Source organism: Brevundimonas sp. NPDC055311, assembly GCF_053645695.1.
Genome location: NZ_JBSHMV010000002.1, coordinates 689,537 through 706,342 on the forward strand (window position 1 = coordinate 689,537; position 16,806 = coordinate 706,342).

General features: G+C 67.1%; 14 protein-coding genes. 5 read left to right on the forward strand and 9 right to left on the reverse strand.

What is annotated here, in order from left to right:
- Positions 1-2: 2 nt before the first annotated feature.
- A complete protein-coding gene (locus tag ACWIDZ_RS09130) occupies positions 3-755 on the reverse strand; it encodes a DUF72 domain-containing protein (protein WP_453987835.1) in 753 nt (250 codons plus the stop codon).
- Positions 756-890: 135 nt separating this feature from the next.
- Here ACWIDZ_RS09130 and ACWIDZ_RS09135 point away from each other — a divergent pair, with 135 nt between their 5' ends.
- The gene (locus ACWIDZ_RS09135) at positions 891-1,259 is read left to right on the forward strand and encodes a hypothetical protein (RefSeq protein WP_453987834.1); all 369 of its coding nucleotides are present in this window, start codon (positions 891-893) and stop codon (positions 1,257-1,259) included.
- A gap of 81 nt (positions 1,260-1,340) precedes the next feature.
- The gene (locus ACWIDZ_RS09140; protein ID WP_291777195.1) at positions 1,341-2,132 is read left to right on the forward strand and encodes a TSUP family transporter; all 792 of its coding nucleotides are present in this window, start codon (positions 1,341-1,343) and stop codon (positions 2,130-2,132) included.
- On the opposite strand, the gene ACWIDZ_RS09145 is transcribed toward ACWIDZ_RS09140, so the two are convergent.
- The 8 genes from ACWIDZ_RS09145 to ACWIDZ_RS09180 form a co-directional block, all read right to left on the reverse strand.
- Entirely contained in the window at positions 2,129-3,736 is a 1,608-nt protein-coding gene (locus ACWIDZ_RS09145) for an ATP-binding protein (RefSeq protein WP_453987833.1), read from the reverse strand. The two genes, ACWIDZ_RS09140 and ACWIDZ_RS09145, sit on opposite strands and share 4 nt — an antisense overlap.
- Positions 3,737-3,830: 94 nt before the next feature.
- Complete coding sequence (locus tag ACWIDZ_RS09150; protein WP_453987832.1) at positions 3,831-5,192, reverse strand: glutamate--cysteine ligase; 1,362 nt, start codon at positions 5,190-5,192, stop codon at positions 3,831-3,833.
- A 69-nt stretch (positions 5,193-5,261) separates the two neighbouring features.
- Positions 5,262-5,981, reverse strand: coding sequence for a 16S rRNA (uracil(1498)-N(3))-methyltransferase (locus ACWIDZ_RS09155; protein ID WP_453987831.1), 720 nt, complete (start codon positions 5,979-5,981; stop codon positions 5,262-5,264).
- A gap of 14 nt (positions 5,982-5,995) precedes the next feature.
- Positions 5,996-7,159 (reverse strand): acyl-CoA dehydrogenase family protein, encoded by a 1,164-nt coding sequence (locus ACWIDZ_RS09160; RefSeq protein WP_453987830.1) that lies wholly within the window; start codon positions 7,157-7,159, stop codon positions 5,996-5,998.
- Positions 7,160-7,259: 100 nt separating this feature from the next.
- Positions 7,260-9,041 carry an acyl-CoA dehydrogenase C-terminal domain-containing protein gene (locus ACWIDZ_RS09165; protein ID WP_453987829.1) on the reverse strand — a complete coding sequence of 594 codons (1,782 nt, stop codon included), beginning with the start codon at positions 9,039-9,041 and terminating at the stop codon, positions 7,260-7,262.
- A 4-nt stretch (positions 9,042-9,045) separates the two neighbouring features.
- Positions 9,046-9,534 carry a MerR family transcriptional regulator gene (locus ACWIDZ_RS09170; RefSeq protein ID WP_291777208.1) on the reverse strand — a complete coding sequence of 163 codons (489 nt, stop codon included), beginning with the start codon at positions 9,532-9,534 and terminating at the stop codon, positions 9,046-9,048.
- Between the two features lie 179 nt (positions 9,535-9,713).
- Complete coding sequence (locus tag ACWIDZ_RS09175) at positions 9,714-10,127, reverse strand: DoxX family protein (RefSeq protein ID WP_291777211.1); 414 nt, start codon at positions 10,125-10,127, stop codon at positions 9,714-9,716.
- 204 nt (positions 10,128-10,331) lie between these two features.
- Entirely contained in the window at positions 10,332-11,807 is a 1,476-nt protein-coding gene (locus ACWIDZ_RS09180) for a protein adenylyltransferase SelO family protein (protein WP_453987828.1), read from the reverse strand.
- Between the two features lie 222 nt (positions 11,808-12,029).
- Here ACWIDZ_RS09180 and nhaA point away from each other — a divergent pair, with 222 nt between their 5' ends.
- The 3 genes from nhaA to ACWIDZ_RS09195 all read left to right on the forward strand — a co-directional run bounded on the left by nhaA (position 12,030) and on the right by ACWIDZ_RS09195 (position 16,760).
- Entirely contained in the window at positions 12,030-13,241 is a 1,212-nt protein-coding gene (nhaA, locus tag ACWIDZ_RS09185) for a Na+/H+ antiporter NhaA (RefSeq protein WP_453987827.1), read from the forward strand.
- 232 nt (positions 13,242-13,473) lie between these two features.
- On the forward strand, positions 13,474-16,068 hold the full coding sequence (locus tag ACWIDZ_RS09190; RefSeq protein WP_453987826.1) for a TonB-dependent receptor: 2,595 nt from the start codon (positions 13,474-13,476) through the stop codon (positions 16,066-16,068).
- 116 nt (positions 16,069-16,184) lie between these two features.
- Positions 16,185-16,760, forward strand: coding sequence for a hypothetical protein (locus tag ACWIDZ_RS09195; protein WP_453987825.1), 576 nt, complete (start codon positions 16,185-16,187; stop codon positions 16,758-16,760).
- Positions 16,761-16,806: the final 46 nt, after the last annotated feature.

The window sequence follows — 16,806 nt, forward strand, 5'->3', positions numbered from 1 at the left end:
GGTCAGTCCTTCAGCTTGGCGATCAGCGCCTGGGCCGCCGCCGGGTTCCGCACCTTGGCCCCCGAGATGAAGTAGGCGAAGACGTCGCCGCGCCCGGCCCAGCCGCGCGCCTGTTTCGCCACGGCGTCAAACTCGTCCGAGGTCATGCCCGTCGGCTCGTCCTCGCGGCTGGACATCAGCCGCGCATATCTAAAGTCAGATGTTTCTTCGTCGATCTGGGGCCAGGTCGGCTCCTCGTCGTCGACCGCATAGACGACGGCCGCGCCGTATTTGCGCGCCAGATCATAGAACTGTTCGGTGGCGAAGGTCGGATTGCGCACCTCCAGCGCGTGGCGCAGCCGCACCCCGTCCTTCTCCTTGGGCAACAGCTTCAGGAAGCCTTCGAAGTCCTCGGGCTCGAACTTCTTCGTCCCCATGAACTGCCAGTTGATCGGCCCCAGCTTGTCGCCCAGCACCGTCAGCCCCTGCGACAGGAACCGCTCGAAGCTCTCGGCGCCGTCCGACAACACCTTGCGGTTGGTGCAGTAGCGGCTGGCCTTGACCGCAAAGACGAAGCCGTCGGGCGTCTCATCGCGCCACTTCGCCCAGCTGTCGGGCTTGAAGGTCGAATAATAGGTGCCGTTGATCTCGATGGAGGTCAGCGCCCGGCTGGCGAACTCCAGCTCCCGCTTCTGCACCAGCCCCTCGGGATAGAAGACCCCGCGCCACGGCTCGAAGGTCCAGCCGCCGACGCCGATATGGATGGATCCCGTCATGATCGAACCTCCTGCCAGACCGTCTTGATCGCAGGATTTCAACCGCGACGCCACGGAAAGGCGGCGCCGCGCGTCCAAAGGCTTGGCCGTTCCTTCACTCTATGCATAGTGGTGGTCGTTCAGCGGAGGTCGGTCATGTTGTTGGCGGTTCTGTTCTACGGCGTTACGGCGCTTGGCGGCCAGACGGGGACCAATCCCGCGCCGCCTTCCTCCAATCATCAGGTCATCGGTCCCAGCGCGGACAGGGCGGACACCACCATGTGGCGCTTTCGCGAGATGGATGATCGTCGCATCATCGATGAATTACGCCGCGAGCGTGTCCGCCTGAACTATGAGGCCGCCGTGATCAACCAGCGCTGGCAACTGGCCGACGAACTGGACAGGCTGATCGCCGCCAACGAATGCGGTCAGGCGACCGAACTGGCTCAGCGCGCCGGATATCGCGACATCCGCGAGGGTGTCGCCAACGCCTGTCAGGCCAGGGCGACGGCGCCTAAGTCCTGAGTCTGGACTCATTTCGCGCCAGAGCGTGGCGGTCCGCAACGCGCGGGTCTATAGCGCCAGCCTGACCGGAGTGCTGCGCGCGTGTTTGAACTGACGCCTGAGATCATCGCCCTGTTGGGCGTCGCGTCGGTGATCGCCGGCTTCATCGACGCCATCGCCGGGGGCGGGGGGCTGATCTCCTTGCCGGCCCTGCTGTCGGTGGGGCTGAACCCGGTCGCCGCCATCGCCACCAACAAGGTTCAGGGCAGCGTCGGCACGGCCTCGGCCCTGTGGAATTTCTGGCGCAAGGGGCGGGTGGATTTTCGCCTGATCCGCTGGCCGATGCTGTTGACGGCGATCGGGGCGGGGCTGGGCGCCTTCGCCGTCACCCTGGTGGACACGCGCTGGCTGATGATCCTGCTGCCCGTGCTGCTGGTCGGCATCGCCCTGTATTTCCTGCTCGGCCCCAAGGCGGCCGACGAGGACGCCCACGCCCGGCTGACGCCGCTGGCCTACGCCGTCGTGGCGGGCGGGATCGGCTTCTACGACGGCTTCTTCGGGCCGGGGACGGGGTCCTTCTTTGCGCTCAGCCTCGTCATGCTGCTGGGCATGGGACTGACGCGGGCGACGGCGCACACCAAGGCGCTGAACCTGATGAGCAATGTCGTCGGCATCGTCGTCCTGGCGGTCGGCGGCCACATTGTCTGGGTGCTGGCCGGGATCATGGCGGTGGGCCAGTTCATCGGCGGCCGCCTGGGCTCGCACGCGGCCATGCGCTTCGGGCCGCGGCTGATCCGGCCCCTGCTGGTGGTCATCTCCCTGGCCATGACGGCGCGGCTGCTGTCCGATCCGGCCAACCCGCTGCGGGCCATGATCGCCGGCTGGCTGGGTTAGGCCGGGCGGCCGCCCAGGGTCAGGGCCTTGCGGACGGCGCCGGTCAGGGCCTCGGCCGTGACGGGCTTGGCCAGGTGAAGGTCGGCGCCCGCCTGGGCGGCCTGTTCCTGATGCTCGGCCATGGCGTTGGCGCTCAGCATGATGACCGGCGCGCGCGGACGCGCCGGATCGGCGGCCTCGATCCCGCGCAGGGCGCGCGTGGCGCTCAGCCCGTCCATCGCCGGCATCTGCATGTCCATCAGCACCAGGTCGAACCGCTCAGCGGCGAAGACGGCTGCCGCCTGCTCCCCGTTCTCGACCACGGTCAGCTCGACGCTGTCGCCCAGGATCAGCTGCACCACCCGCTGGTTGATCGGGTGATCCTCGGCCAGCAGGACGCGGGGGCGGGCGCGGGAAGGCGATAGGTCTGACGCCGCCTCTTCGCCGCCGGCCGTCTCGAACGGCGCGGGGACGGGGATGCGCGTCAGCGGCAGTTCGACCCGGAAACGGCTGCCTTCGCCCAGGGCCGACTCGGCCTCGATGCGTCCGCCCATCATCTCCGTCAGGGCGTGGCAGATGGACAGGCCCAGCCCCGCTCCGCCGAACCGCCGGGTGATGGAGGCGTCGGCCTGGCTGAACCGCTGGAACAGCTGCGCCGCATGGTCGGCGCCGAAGCCGATGCCGGTGTCGCGCACCTCCAGCGTCAGCAGGGCGGCGTCGTCGCCCCTGTCCAGCAGGTCGATATGGGCTGAAACCTGGCCCTGTGCGGTGAATTTGACGGCGTTGGACAGCAGATTGCCCAGGATCTGGCGGATCCGCACCACGTCGCCGTTGAAGACGCCGCACGCGCTCTCGGCGCGCTCGATGCGGAAGATCAGGCCCTTCTCCTCGGCCAGGCCGCGCAGGGGGGCGATGGTCGGGATCAGGGCGTCGTCCAGGTCGAAGGGGCGGACCTCCAGCGTCATTCGCCCGGATTCGATGCGCGACACGTCCAGGATGTCCGTGACCAGCCGCTCCAGTGTCACGCCGGAACTGCGGACCAGTTCGACCATTTCGGCCTGCTGGGGCGACAGCGGCGTGCGCGCCAGGGCGTCGATGACGCCGATGACCCCGTTCAGCGGCGTGCGGATCTCATGGCTCATATTGGCCAGGAAATCGGACTTGGCGCGGTTGGCGGCCTCGGCCGCCGCCTTGGCCTCGAGCAGGGCGCGCTCCGCCGCCGCCTTGGCCGTCACGTCGCGGGCCACGGCGTAGATGCGGTCGCCGAACTTCTGCGCCCGCCATTCCAGGGTGACGTAGCCGCCGTCCTTGTGGCGATAGCGGTTGACGTGGCCCAGCACCGGATCGCCGGGGCGGCGCGTCTCGACTTCGGTCACGCTGTCCAGGGTGCCGGGCAGATCGTCGGGGTGGACCAGGGTCAGTATGGCCAGGCCGACCAGCTCCTGAGGCTGATAGCCCAGGGTCGAGGCCCAGGAGGCGCTGACCCGCACGATACGCCCCTCCAGGTCGCGGATCACCAGCAGGTCCAGGGAGACGTCGAAAAAGGTCGCCAGATCGACCACGGCGTCAGGAGGCGGCTGCGGCTGTCCCGTCGATGAAGGGGCGGCGGCCGGAGTGAAAGGCATGGGCGGTCCTGAGGCGCGGTCCTGAAGGCAGGCTGGACCCTATCCTAGCGTCTGCCGGTTAAGGGCGCCTTGCGGCTCGCGTCTCAGGAGAGCTTCAGTAGGCGTAATCGCGATAGACGCGGCTGATGTCGCCGCCCCATTCGCCGTTGTAGAGCTCCAGCAGGCGGTCGGCCGAGGTCACGCCGCTGTCGGCGATGTCTTCCAGTTCGGTGATGTAGCCGCGCTCGTCCACCATGCCGCCCGAGAAGCGGGCGCGGTTCTTCAGGCCCTGCTTGGCGATGTTGACCATGTCGACGGCGATGTCGCGCACGCTGCGGCCGTTGACCTCGGCCTTCAGGCCCAGCCGCGTCACGTCGCGGCGCAGGCGCTCGTGATCGGCGATGTCCCAGTCCTTGCACAGGTCCCACGCCGCCGCGAGCGACGGGGCGTCGTACAGGATTCCGGCCCACAGGGCGGGCAGGGCGCAGATGCGGCTCCACGGCCCGCCGTCGGCGCCGCGCATCTCCAGATACTGTTTCAGACGCACCTCGGGGAACAGGGTGGTCAGGTGGTCGGCCCAGTCCTGCGCCGTCGCCCGGTCGCCCGGCAGGGCGTCCAGCTTTCCGTCCATGAAGGCGCGGAACGACTGGCCCGACAGGTCGACATAGGTCTCGCCGCGCTTGGCGAAATACATCGGCGCGTCCAGCGCATAGTCGGCGTAGCGCTCATAGCCGAAGCCGTCCTCGAAGGCGAAGTCCAGCATCCCGGTGCGGTCCGGGTCGGTGTCGGTCCAGACGTTGGCGCGCGCCGACCGGAAGCCGTTCGGCTTGCCTTCGGTGAAGGGGCTGTTGGCGAACAGGGCGGTGGCGATCGGCTGCAGCGCCAGCGACGTGCGGAACTTCATGACCATGTCGGCTTCGCTGTCGAAGTCGAGGTTCGCCTGGATGGTGCAGGTCCGCAGCATCATGTCGAGGCCCAGCCTGCCCTTCTTGGGCATGTAGGCGCGCATGACGTCATAGCGGCCCTTGGGCATGACGGGGATGTCCTCACGCCGCCACATCGGGTCGAAGCCCAGGCCCAGGAAGCCCAGGTTCAGCTGGTCCGCGACCTGCTTGACCTCCATCAGGTGCTGGCCGGTCTCGTTGCAGATGTCATGGATGTCCTTCAGCGGTGCGCCCGACAGTTCGAACTGTCCGCCCGGCTCCAGACTGATCGAGGCGCTGAAGCCCTCGGCGTTCCTGCGCTCCAGGGCGATGACGTGGCCCGCTTCCTCCACCGGCGTCCAGCCGAAGCGCGTCAGCCCGTCCAGCATGGCCTTGATGCCGCCGGGGCCGTCATAGGCCGGGCGGCGCAGGGTCGACTTGTCGAAGCCGAACTTCTCGTGCTCTGCGCCGATACGCCACTGGTCGCGGGGTTTCTCGCCCTTCGACATGGCGTGGATCAGCTGGTCTCTGGAAAGGGGCGCCGTGTCGGACATCTGTAACCTCTGCTGTCGCGGCTAGATGGGCCAGCCGGCGGCCGGGCTCAAGGGGCTGGGCGGAATCTTCTAGCGTTCCCAGTCGCCGACCGCCGCCTGCCACAGCGTCATGGCGGCGATGGCGGCGGTGTCGGCCCGCAGGATGCGCGGCCCCAGCGAGACGGCGGTGGTGAAGGGCAGGGACCGCAGCCGTTCGCCCTCTTCCGGTGAAAACCCGCCCTCCGGCCCGATCAGTATGGCCCACCTGCCGTCGCCTGCGGCGGTCAACGCCGATACGGCGGGCGCGCCGCCCGTCTCGTCGCAGAACATCAGCAGACGCCCGTCCTCCCAGCTGTCCAGCAGGGCGTCCAGCTTCACCGGATCATCCACCGCCGGCACGTCCAGGCGGCCGGTCTGCTCGGCCGCCTCCTCGGCGATGGCGTCCAGCCGATCGAGACGCAGGCGGTCGGCGTTGGTGCGGTGGGTCAGGACCAGCCGTACCCGTTTGGCGCCCAGTTCGGCGGCCTTCTCGACGATGGTCTCGACGCGGGCCTTCTTCACCACGGCGACGATCAGCTCCAGATCGGGGCCGTAGGCCTGCGGCCGTGTCTGCTCCTCGGCGCGCAGGATCACGCCCTTCTTCAGCACCTCGGCGACGCTGACGCGCCACTCGCCGTCGCGGCCGTTGAAGACCAGAAGCTCGTCGCCCGCCTTCAACCGCATCACCTGGGTCAGATAGCGCGACTGGTCGAGCGTGGGCGCCACGGCGCCGCCGGGGGCGAGGTCGCCCTGAACATGCAGACGGATCATGCCCCTCAATGGGCTCAGAGCGTCCGCGCGATCAAGAGCTTCATGATCTCGTTCGTGCCGCCGTAGATGCGCTGGACGCGGGCGTCCTTGTACAGCTGGGCGATCGGATATTCGGTCATGTAGCCGTAGCCGCCGAAGAGCTGGAGCATCTCGTCGATGGTCTCGCCCTGGATATCCGTGATCCAGTATTTGGCCATTGAGGCCGTGGCGGCGTCCAGTTGGCCCTTCAGGTGAAGGCCGATGCAGTGGTCGACGAAGACCTTGGCGACGGTCAGCTTGGTCTTGATCTCGGCCAGTTTGAACTGGGTGTTCTGGAAGTCGATGACCCGCTTGCCGAACGCCTTGCGTTCCTTGACGTAGGCCAGGGTCGCCTCCAGTCCGCGCTCGGCGGCGGCCACGCCCTGAACGGCGATGTTCAGACGCTCCTGCGGCAGTTGCTGCATCAGTTGGACGAAGCCCATGCCCTCGGTCCCGCCGATGGCGTTCTCCAGCGGAACCTTCACGTCGTTGAAGAACAGCTCGGAGGTGTCGTTCGCCTCCATGCCGATCTTGTGCAGATTGCGGCCGCGCTCGAACCCTTCGGCCTCGTCCGTCTCAAGGCAGATCAGGCTGGTGCCCTTGGCGCCCTCGGCCGGGTCCGTCTTGGCCACGACGATGATGAAGTTGGCCAGCTGCCCGTTGGTGATGAAGGTCTTGGAGCCGTTCAGGACATAGTGGTCTCCCTGCTTCACGGCGGTGGTCTTGACCCCTTGCAGGTCCGAACCCGCGCCCGGCTCGGTCATGGCGATGGCCCCGACCAGTTCGCCCGATTGCAGGCGCGGCAGCCAGCGCGCCTTCTGCTCGGCCGTGCCGTAGTGCCAGATGTAGGGCATGACGATGGCGTTGTGCAGGCTGATGCCGAAGTGGTCCGCGCCCTTCCAGCCCAGCTGGCGCATCAGCACCACCTCGTGCCGGTAATCGCCGCCGAAGCCGCCGTCCTCTTCCGGCAGCGACAGGCCCAGCAGGCCGGCGTCGCCCGCCGCGTTCCACAGCCCGCGCGGCACCGAGGAGGCGGCGATCCACTGCTGGAACTTCTCCTGCGGGGCGTGTTCGTCGATCCATTTGGCGACGGAGTCGGAGAAGAGGACGATCTCCTCTTCCTTCATGAAGTCGGGTTCGGGGCTGCCAAGGACGTTCATGGGATGTTTCCTGCTGACGCGGGCGGTCTGCGCCGCCCTTCTGCAATAAAGAAAAGACCTCTCCCGCCGTGGCGAGAGAGGCCCCTGGATCAGAAGCGGATCAGAACGCCTCGGCGGGCATCTGCATCAACACCTCGGCGCCGGACTTCAGCTTCTTCAGGTGCGCCCCGGCGTCGGGCAGGATGCGCTCGACGAAGTAGCGGCCGGTCATCAGCTTGTTGGCGTAATAGGGATCGGCGTCACCGGCGGCGATCTTCTCTTGCGCCGCCTTGGCCATCTGGGCCCACAGGAAGGCGTAGGCCGTCAGGCCGAAGATGTGCAGATAGTCGGTCGAGGCGGCCGCGGCGTTGTCCGGGTTGGCCATGCCGTTCTGCATCAGCCACATGGTGGCCTCCTGCAGCTTCTTCTTGGCGTCGGCCAGGCCCTCGACGAAGGGCTTGATCGCCTCGTCCTCGCCGTTCTCGCCGACGAAGGCGTCGATGTCGGCGAACCAGCTCATGATGGCGCGGCCGCCGCTGGCGGGCAGCTTGCGGCCCACCAGATCCAGCGCCTGGATGCCGTTGGTGCCCTCATAGATCATGGTGATCCGCGCATCGCGCAGATACTGCGAAGCGGGGAAGTGTTCGGTGTAGCCCGAACCGCCGTGGACCTGCATCGCCAGCGAGGCGACGTGGAAGCCCTTGTCGGTCAGATAGGCCTTCAGCACCGGCGTGATCAGGCCCATGTAGTCCTTGGCCTTGGTGGCGACGGCTTCGTCGGCGGCCTTCTGCAGATCGGCCTGCAGCGCGGTCCACAGGATGAAGGCGCGGCCGCCTTCGACATAGGCCTTCGATTCCAGCAGCATCCGGCGCACGTCCGGGTGGACCATGATCGGGTCGGCCGGGCCGTCCGGGTTCTTAGGTCCGGTCAGGCTGCGGCCCTGCAGGCGGTCGTTGGCGAACTCGACGGCGGCCTGATAGGCGGCGTCGCCGATGGCCAGGCCCTGCAGGCCGGTGCCCAGGCGGGCTTCGTTCATGACCACGAACATATTGTTCATGCCGCGGCCTTCTTCGCCGATCAGCCAGCCCTTGGCGTTCTCATAGGCCATGACGCAGGTGGCGTTGCCGTGGATGCCCATCTTGTGCTCGAGGCCCGCGCAGGCCACGCCGTTGCGCTCGCCCAGCGAGCCGTCCTCGTTCACCAGGAACTTCGGCACCACGAACAGGCTCAGGCCCTTGATGCCCGGAACCGCGCCTTCGACGCGCGCCAGCACCGTGTGGATGATGTTGTCGGCGAAGTCGTGCTCGCCCGCCGAGATCCAGATCTTCTGGCCGGTGATCGAATAGGAGCCGTCGTCGTTCCTGACCGCCTTGGTGCGGACCATGCCCAGGTCGGTGCCGCACTGCGGCTCGGTCAGGTTCATGGTGCCGGTCCATTCGCCCGACGCCATCTTCGGCAGATACTTCTGCTTGATCTCATCCGAGGCGCTGGCCTCGATGCCGTGGAAGGCGCCGCTGGTCAGGCCCGGATACATCGAGAAGGCGGCGCTGGCGGCGGCGGTGAACTGGCCGACCGCGCTCGACACCACCGAGGGCATGCCCTGACCGCCGAACTCGGTGCTGAAGCCCAGCGAGGGCCAGCCCGCCTCTACCATCTGGTGATAGGCGTCCTTCCAGCCCTTGGGCGTCGTCACCACGTCGCCCTCGATGTGACAGCCTTCCTGATCGCCGGTGCGGTTGATCGGGGCGATGACCTCTTCGGCGAACTTGCCGCCTTCCTCGACGATCTGGTCGATCAGGTCGCGCGACAGATCGGCGTCGGGCAGCAGATTGCCGAAATTCTCGACCTGCAGCACGTCGTGCAGGACGAAGGACAGGTCGCGGACAGGCGCCTTGTAGGCCATGGGATCACGCTCTCGCTTTGAAGGTCTGGAAGTGGTCGTCGGGGTCGTTGAGGCGTTCGCTCAGCAGGCTGGCGTAGGCCTCGGCGCCCGGCAGAAGATCGGGACGGTGTTCCGACAGCTTGGACTCCATCCAGGCGCAGGCGGCCTCGGCCGTCTCGATCGCGCCTTCGATGTCCTCGAGTTGCTGCTTCAGCGCCTGGATGCGGGCGCGGTGGCGCGGCAGGGCGATGGCCATCTGATGGACGTTGTGGTCCTTCTGGTCATACAGATCCAGCATCTCCTGGATCTCGACCAGGGTGAAGCCGATGCGCCGTCCGCGCATGATCAGCTTCAGCCGGGCGCGGTCGCGCGGGCCGTAGACCCGCGTCTGCCCTTTGCGCGACGGCGTCAGCAGGCCCTTGTCCTCATAGAAGCGCAGGGCCCGCGCCGTGGCGCCGAACTCCCGGCACAGCTGCCGGATCGAATAGGTGCGGTGGTCGTCAGCAATCGGCATGACGTCTTCATAACTTGACGCGGACGTAAAGGGAAGCTTTTCGCGCGCCGGGCTACGAAGTTGTGAACGGCTCAAAAGAAAAGGCCGCGACCGGGGACGGGTCGCGGCCTTCGTATTCGCAGGCCCTCAGGGGGAGGGGGAGAAGCGAGCCTGCAAATCGGGTCAGGAAGGCGCGCCGCTCATCGGCGACGCAGCCACAGCACCGGCGCCGTGATGGCGATCAGAAAGACGTTGGTCAGGCTCAGCCCCAGGTCCAGGCCGAAGGCGTGGACGCCCAGGGCGATCGTCTCCAGGGCCAGCAGACCCGCCGCCGCCGTCAGCAGCAGGGGGCGGCCGAACCGCCATGAGACCAGCGGCGTCAGAACCATGACGGCCAGCACGATCTCGGCGACGCCCAGGCCGCGCACGAAGGCCTCGCCGGTCATGGCGGGCCACTGCATCAGGACGATCAGATTCTCCATCGACTCGGTCAGCTTGGCGTAGCCGGCGGCGATGAAGAACATGGCGATCCAGCCCTGGAAGGTCCAAAGCGTGATGTTCAGATAGTCGGCGCGGGCGCGCGCCTGGTGAGGGGTCAAGGTGGTCGTCGTCATGGCCGTAACCGTTAATTAGCAACAGTCACAAGATCAGTTCCTGTGATCCTGTTTGCAAGCGGCTGAAACAATCTGTGATCACGGTCGGGAAGGGACGTGGCGACAGCAGGGCCGAAACCACAATTCCTCGTAACCCAGCCGGGATCACCCGCCTCTACGCCCGGGCGGATTTCGAGTCAACGGCCGATGACATCAATTGATGACTTATAGGCTCCAGGCGGCCTTCGCGGCCTCCAGCCGGGCCAGTTTGGCCTTCAGCGGCGCCCAGTCGTCGGCCGTGTCGATGGCGCTCCACAGGGCTTCGACCTCGTCGATCAGCATCTCTTCCGGCTCGGGGGCGGCGAACATCGGATGCTCCAGCCGCTCCGGCCGGTCCGGCTCATGCTCCATCAGGGCGAAGCGGAAGGCGTCGAAGGCCTCGCCCTGATAGGTCTTGCCGCGCGGACCGCCCAGCGCCCGCGCCGCCGAGCTGAAGCCGCCGAACCAGTCGAAGAAGAGCGGCTCCCAGCGCAGGGCCTCCTTCTTCTCGCGCGCCAGCGCCAAGGTCGCGTCCAGCAGCCGCTGGTCCGCGGCCTCGCCCAGACTCTGCACCCCCAGCCGGTTCAGGAAGGCCGCCCGCAGATGGCGGATATAGGCCGGGCCGAAGGCGTTCAGCGCCGCCGCCAGCGGCTCCGGCTCGGCGATCAGCTTCAGACAGCCTGCCAGTTGCGTCAGGTTCCAGAACACCGCCTCGGGCTGGCGGGCGAAGGCATAAAGGCCGTTCTGGTCGAAATAGGCGGCGGTGAAGCCCGGCTCATAGTGGGGCAGGAAGCGCCACGGGCCGTAGTCGAAACTCTCGCCCGTGACGTTCAGATTGTCGGTGTTCAGCACCCCGTGGACGAAGCCCGCCGCGATCCACTTCGCCGTCAGCGCCGCCGAGGCCTCGACCACCGCCGCCAGGAAGCCCGCCGCGTCGCCCGGCGCGACCGCCGGATGATACAGGCTGCGCGCGTGCTCCATCAGGACCTCGATCTGGTCCTTGCGCCCGTAGTAGGCGGCGCGCTGGAAGGTCCCGAAGCGGATGTGGCTGTGCGACAGCCGCACCATGACCGCCGACCGCGTGGGCGACGGCTCGTCGTGCCGCTCAAGGTCTTCGCCCGTCTCGATCAGCGACAGGATGCGGCAGGTGGGCACGCCCAGACTGTCCAGCATGGCCGCGGCCAGCGCCTCGCGCACCCCGCCCTTCAGCGTCAGCCGTCCGTCGGCATGGCGCGACCAGGGGGTCTGACCCGAGCCTTTTGTTCCCAGGTCGAGAAGGCGACCTGGAAGAGCGCTATCGCTCGCGACGTGGTCGCTCGCTGCTTGAGGGAGGCCGGCGTCCTTATCAGCTTGAGGGACTTCCCGCATCTGCGCCGCTAGGAAGCCGCGCCCGTCGCCGATCTCGGGGTTGTAAACGCGGAACTGGTGGCCGTGATAGCGCATGGCCACGGGGCCGGGCTGGCCGGGCAGGGGCTCGAACCGGCCGAAATGGGCGATCCATTCGGCGTCGCTCAGCGTCTCCAGCCCGACCTCGGCCGCCGCCCGGTCGTTGCGCAGGCGCAAGACGGTCTGGGGAAAGTCGGCCGCCTTCACGGCGTCGCCGTAGTCGGCGCCCAGGTCGAAGAAGCGGGGTTCGGAGCGATAGGCGGGGGAGACGGGCATGGGCGGCAGATGCCCCTTCGCCGCGCATTTCGCAACTGCGGCGCGGAAGGGGCGGATCGGGGTTGAACCTTCGCGGCCGATCCGTATTTTCACCCGCAGACATCAGGCCTCGTGCGATCCGATCCCGAGGCCAGGCCGGCGCCGCCCTGTGCGCGAATCCGGTCCGGCGTCCGTCGATAACCTGACGCCACGACAGACCCTCTCAGTGTTTCGGAGACCTTCGTGGCCAGAAAATTCACCCTCGCCTTCCTCAAGACCGAGGCCGGTTCCGGCGCCGTCCTCGGCTTCGCCGCCGTCGCCGCCCTGATCGTCGCCAACTCGCCCTGGTCGGCCGACTATTTCGCGTGGCTCAAGAGCGTCCACGCCGTCCAGATCGGCCCGCTGCGGCTGGAGGAGACGGTGTCCGACTGGATCAAGGAAGGCCTGATGGCCGTCTTCTTCCTCGTCGTCGGCCTGGAGATCAAATACGAGATTCTCAAGGGAGAACTCAGCAATCCCAAGAAGCTGGCCCTGCCCATTCTGGCCGCGCTCGGCGGCATGGCGGTTCCGGGTCTGGTCTATCTGGCGATCGCCGGGGCGCTGGGCGGCCCGCACCAGGGGTGGCCCATTCCCCTGGCCACGGACATCGCCTTCGCCCTGGCCGTCTTCGCCGTGGTGGGGCGCAGTCTGCCGTCCTCCCTGCGCGTCTTCCTGCTGACCCTGGCCATCGTCGACGACCTGGGCGCCATCGCCCTGATCGCCGTCCTGTTCAGCCAGGGCGTGCAGTGGATTCCGCTCCTGGCGGCGCTGGGCGTCATCGCCGTCTTCGCCGTCCTGGGACGGCGGCGCATGGCCGCCGCCTTCTGGGTGCTGGGCTTCGCGGCTGTCTGGTATCTGACGGTGCAGTCGGGCCTGTCGACCTCCCTGACCGCCGTGGCCTTCGCCCTGATCGTGCCGGTCGATCCGCGCCGCCAGACCTCGCAGAGTCCGCTCAAGGACGCCATGCACGACCTGCACCCCTATGTGGCCTATCTGGTCCTGCCCCTGTTCGCCTTCGCCAAGGCGGGGGTCTCCTTCGCCGGCCTGTCGCTGGAGCAGGCCTTCGCTCCCCTCGTCATCGCCATCGCCCTGGGCCTCTTCCTCGGCAAGCAGGCGGGCGTCTTCGGCGTGGCCTGGCTGGCGGTGAAGCTGGGTCTGGGCGACAAGCCCTCGGGCGCGGGCTGGATGCAGCTCTACGGCGTCAGCCTGCTGTGCGGCATCGGCTTCACCATGAGCCTGTTCATCGGCGTCCTGGCCTTCCCCGGCGCCGTGGACTCGCCGGAACAGATCGAGGTCAAGCTGGGCGTCATCGGCGGTTCGGTGCTGTCGGCCCTGACAGCGGCGATGATTCTCGCCCTGGCCGAGGCCGGTCGAAAGAAAAGACGCGATGAAAAATCAGTCGCTTCGGCTGAGTGATCGCTGATAACATTGACCTAACGTCAGTATATTTGTCTCTTTATCGCCACAGGTGGGGCGGGCTTGGGTGAAATTATCGTTCTCCAGGCGGCCTTTCCTTGTCGGTGACTCGACCATGGACTAACCCTTTTGAGTGAGAACTCGCGTCGTTCAATGAGCGCGAGTCATCAGGGACAGGAATCGCGCACGGCCGCGAAACGCGGCCGGGCCCATAGAGTCGGGGAGCCGCCTTATGCGTTTGAACCACATCCTTCGCTGCACCGCTTCGGTCGCCGTCGTCGGCGTCGCGGCCTTCGGCTTCGCCGGAGCCGCCGCCGCCCAGGAGGGGCCGACCACGGTCGACGACATCATCGTCACCGCCCAGAAGCGTGAACAGAGCCTGCAGGACGTGCCGATCGTGGTCACGACCCTGTCGCAGGAGGCGCTGGACGGCGCCGGGGTCCGCGACATCAAGGATCTGCAGATCCTGACGCCGGGCATGACCGTCACCTCGACCCAGTCGGAAACCGCCACCACCGCCCGCATCCGCGGCGTCGGCACCGTCGGCGACAACCCCGGCCTGGAAAGCTCGGTCGGCGTGGTCATCGACGGCGTCTACCGCTCGCGCAACGGCGTCGGCTTCGGCGACCTGGGCGAACTGAGCCGCATCGAAGTGCTGAAGGGGCCGCAGGGCACCCTGTTCGGCAAGAACACCTCGGCCGGCGTCATCAACATCATCACCGAGGCCCCGTCCTTCACGCCGGGCTTCAGCGCCGAGGCCACCTACGGCAACTTCAACGCCTGGGGTCTGGCCGGGTCGATCACCGGCCCGATCACGGACAAGGTCGCCGGCCGCCTCTACATGGCCAAGCGTCAGCGCGACGGCTTCTACGACGTCGTCACCGGCCCCGGCCCGCGCCAGGAGACCGACGATCAGAACCAGGACTTCTGGACCGCGCGCGGCCAGCTGCTGATCCTGCCCTCCGACGACGTCTCGATCCGCCTGATCGCCGACTACTCCAAGCGCGACGAATACTGCTGCGTCTCGACCCAGGTCCGCACCGGCCCGACCTACGGCATCATCACCGCCGTCGGCGGCCAGCAGGCGGCCCCGGCGCCGGGCTTCGGCGCTCTGCCCTTCTCGCGCACGGCCTACGCCAACCGCGGCACGGGCCAGACCATGGAAGACATGGGCTTCTCGGCCGAGGCCAACATCGACATTCCGTCGTGGAACGCCACCTTCACCTCGCTCAGCTCCTGGCGGAACTGGTCGGGCGTCAACGGCATGGACCTCGACTACACCACCGCCGACCTGCTCTATCGCCCGGATGACGGCGGATACGGCTTCGAGCTTGAGAACCTGACCCAGGAGTTCCGCCTGGCGGGCGCCACGGATCGCCTCGACTGGCTGGTCGGCGCCTTCCTGACGCGTGAGAACATCGCGCGTGACGACAGCTATTGGTACGGCGCGGGCTACACGCCCTATATGTCGCTGCTGTTGGGTTCGCGTTTGAACCTGACCAATCCGGCGGCGGTCAACTGCGTGACCGGACCGGGCGCAACGCCGATGGGCATTGTCGGCTGCCTTACGGGGGCGACGGCGCCCACGGGGCCGGGCTTCGGCATCGGCCAGGGCGTGAAGGACCATTACAGCCAGACCACCGAATCCATCGCCTTCTTCACCAACAACACGGTGAAGCTGACCGACAAGTTCGACGTCACCCTGGGCCTGCGCTACTCCAATGACCACAAGCGTCTGCTGGCCCTGCAGGACAATGTCGGCACGAACGGCGCGGCCTGCGGCGGCGCTCTGGGCAACGCCGGCGCCATCGGCGGCGCCATCGGCCTGGCCGACCCCGCGCTGTCGCTCGAACAGATCCAGGCCCTGACCTCGACTCTGGTCGGCACCATCTGTCTGCCCTGGGCCAACCCTCAGTTCGACAACCGCCGCATTTCGGAATCGAACAACGGCGGCGAGTTCTCGGGCACGATCAAGGGCAGCTATCGTTTCAACGACAGCGTCATGGCCTACGCCTCCTACGCCCACGGCTACAAGTCGTTCGGCTACAACATGGACCGGGTGCAGGCGGGCGTGACGCCGACCTCGTCGCTCTACTTCCCGTCCGAGACGGTCAACAGCTATGAAGTCGGGCTGAAGAACACCCTGTTCAACCGCTCGGTGCTGCTGAACCTCACCTACTTCAATCAGAAGTTCGAGGACTTCCAGCTCAACACCTTCCTGGGCACGGCCTTCGTCGTTGAGTCCATTCCCGAGGTCACCACCGAGGGCGTCGACGCCGACTTCGTGTGGTTCACCCCGGTCGAGGGCCTGTCCTTCTCGGGCGGCGTGACCTACGCTGACACCAAATATGGGAACTTCGTCGCTTCGGACCTGACCAACCCGGCCAACTTCCCGCAGCTGTCCCTGCTGCCGGGCGCCCGCGCCTCGTTCGCGCCGGAATGGTCGGCCACGGCCTCCATGGCCTTCGACCGCTCGATCGGCGCGGGGCTGAAGCTGGGCCTGAATCTGTCGGCCAAATACTCGACCGAGTTCAACACCGGCTCCGACCTGCTGCCCTACAAGATGCAGGACGCCATGACCCTGGTGAACGGCCGCATCACCCTGGGCGCCGAGGACGAGACCTGGGCGCTGGACATCTGGGGCCAGAATCTGACGGACGAGGAATACATGCAGGTGGCGATCAACGCCCCTCTGCAGGGCTCGGCCTTCCAGACCACGGTCCAGCCGAACGGCACCTTCTACAACCCGGCGCTGGACACCCAGACCTACAACGCCTTCATGGGCCAGCCGCGCACCTACGGCATGACCCTGCGCGTCCGCTACTGATCCCGCGCCGGCCAGCCGGCGCTCTGATCCTTCTGGGGCGGTTCGATCTTGGTCGGACCGCCCTTTTTGCAAGGCCTAGCCATGCCGCCTTGTTCATCGCCATACGGGAGGGTGTCATGCGGCGTCCGCTATGCGACGTTGTGCTGGTGACGGCCTACGCCGTCCTCCTGATCGTGGGGCTGGCGCTATTCTGGAGCGGCCCCCTGTGGGAGCGTCTGGATCTGGGAACGCCGACGGCGGCGGCCTGGGTGTCCGCGCTCGGCACGGTGCTGGGGGTCGGCGTCGCGGCGGCGGGGGTCTGGCTGGCGCCCACATTGGCCGATCGGGCGTCGGCGCGTAAGGCGCGCCGTCAGTCAACCTATGCGCTCAAGGCCTGCGCCGAGGGCGTGGCGCATCTGGGCGTCAAATTGCGTTCCGCCGTCCATAAGACGATGACCTGGCCGCCGGATTCCGTGACATGGGAGGTCGAACCCTATCGCAGCATGCTGCAGCCTCACCTTGTGGCGGACACGGGCTCTGATGCGGCGGCTGAGGCGTTCGCGCGGATGGGGGCTTGTTTGAACACGGCCGAGGCTTTTCTGAGCGACTATAATCGTTTGCGAAGTCAGCCCTATTTCTCGCGTTCGGAAATCGACGACAAGTTCCCGAGGATTCAGGCGCTCGCCGAGGAGATCGCCGCCACGCGCTTGTGAACACGTCCCCTGCGGCCCCACGAAAAAGCCCCCGATCGCATGGACC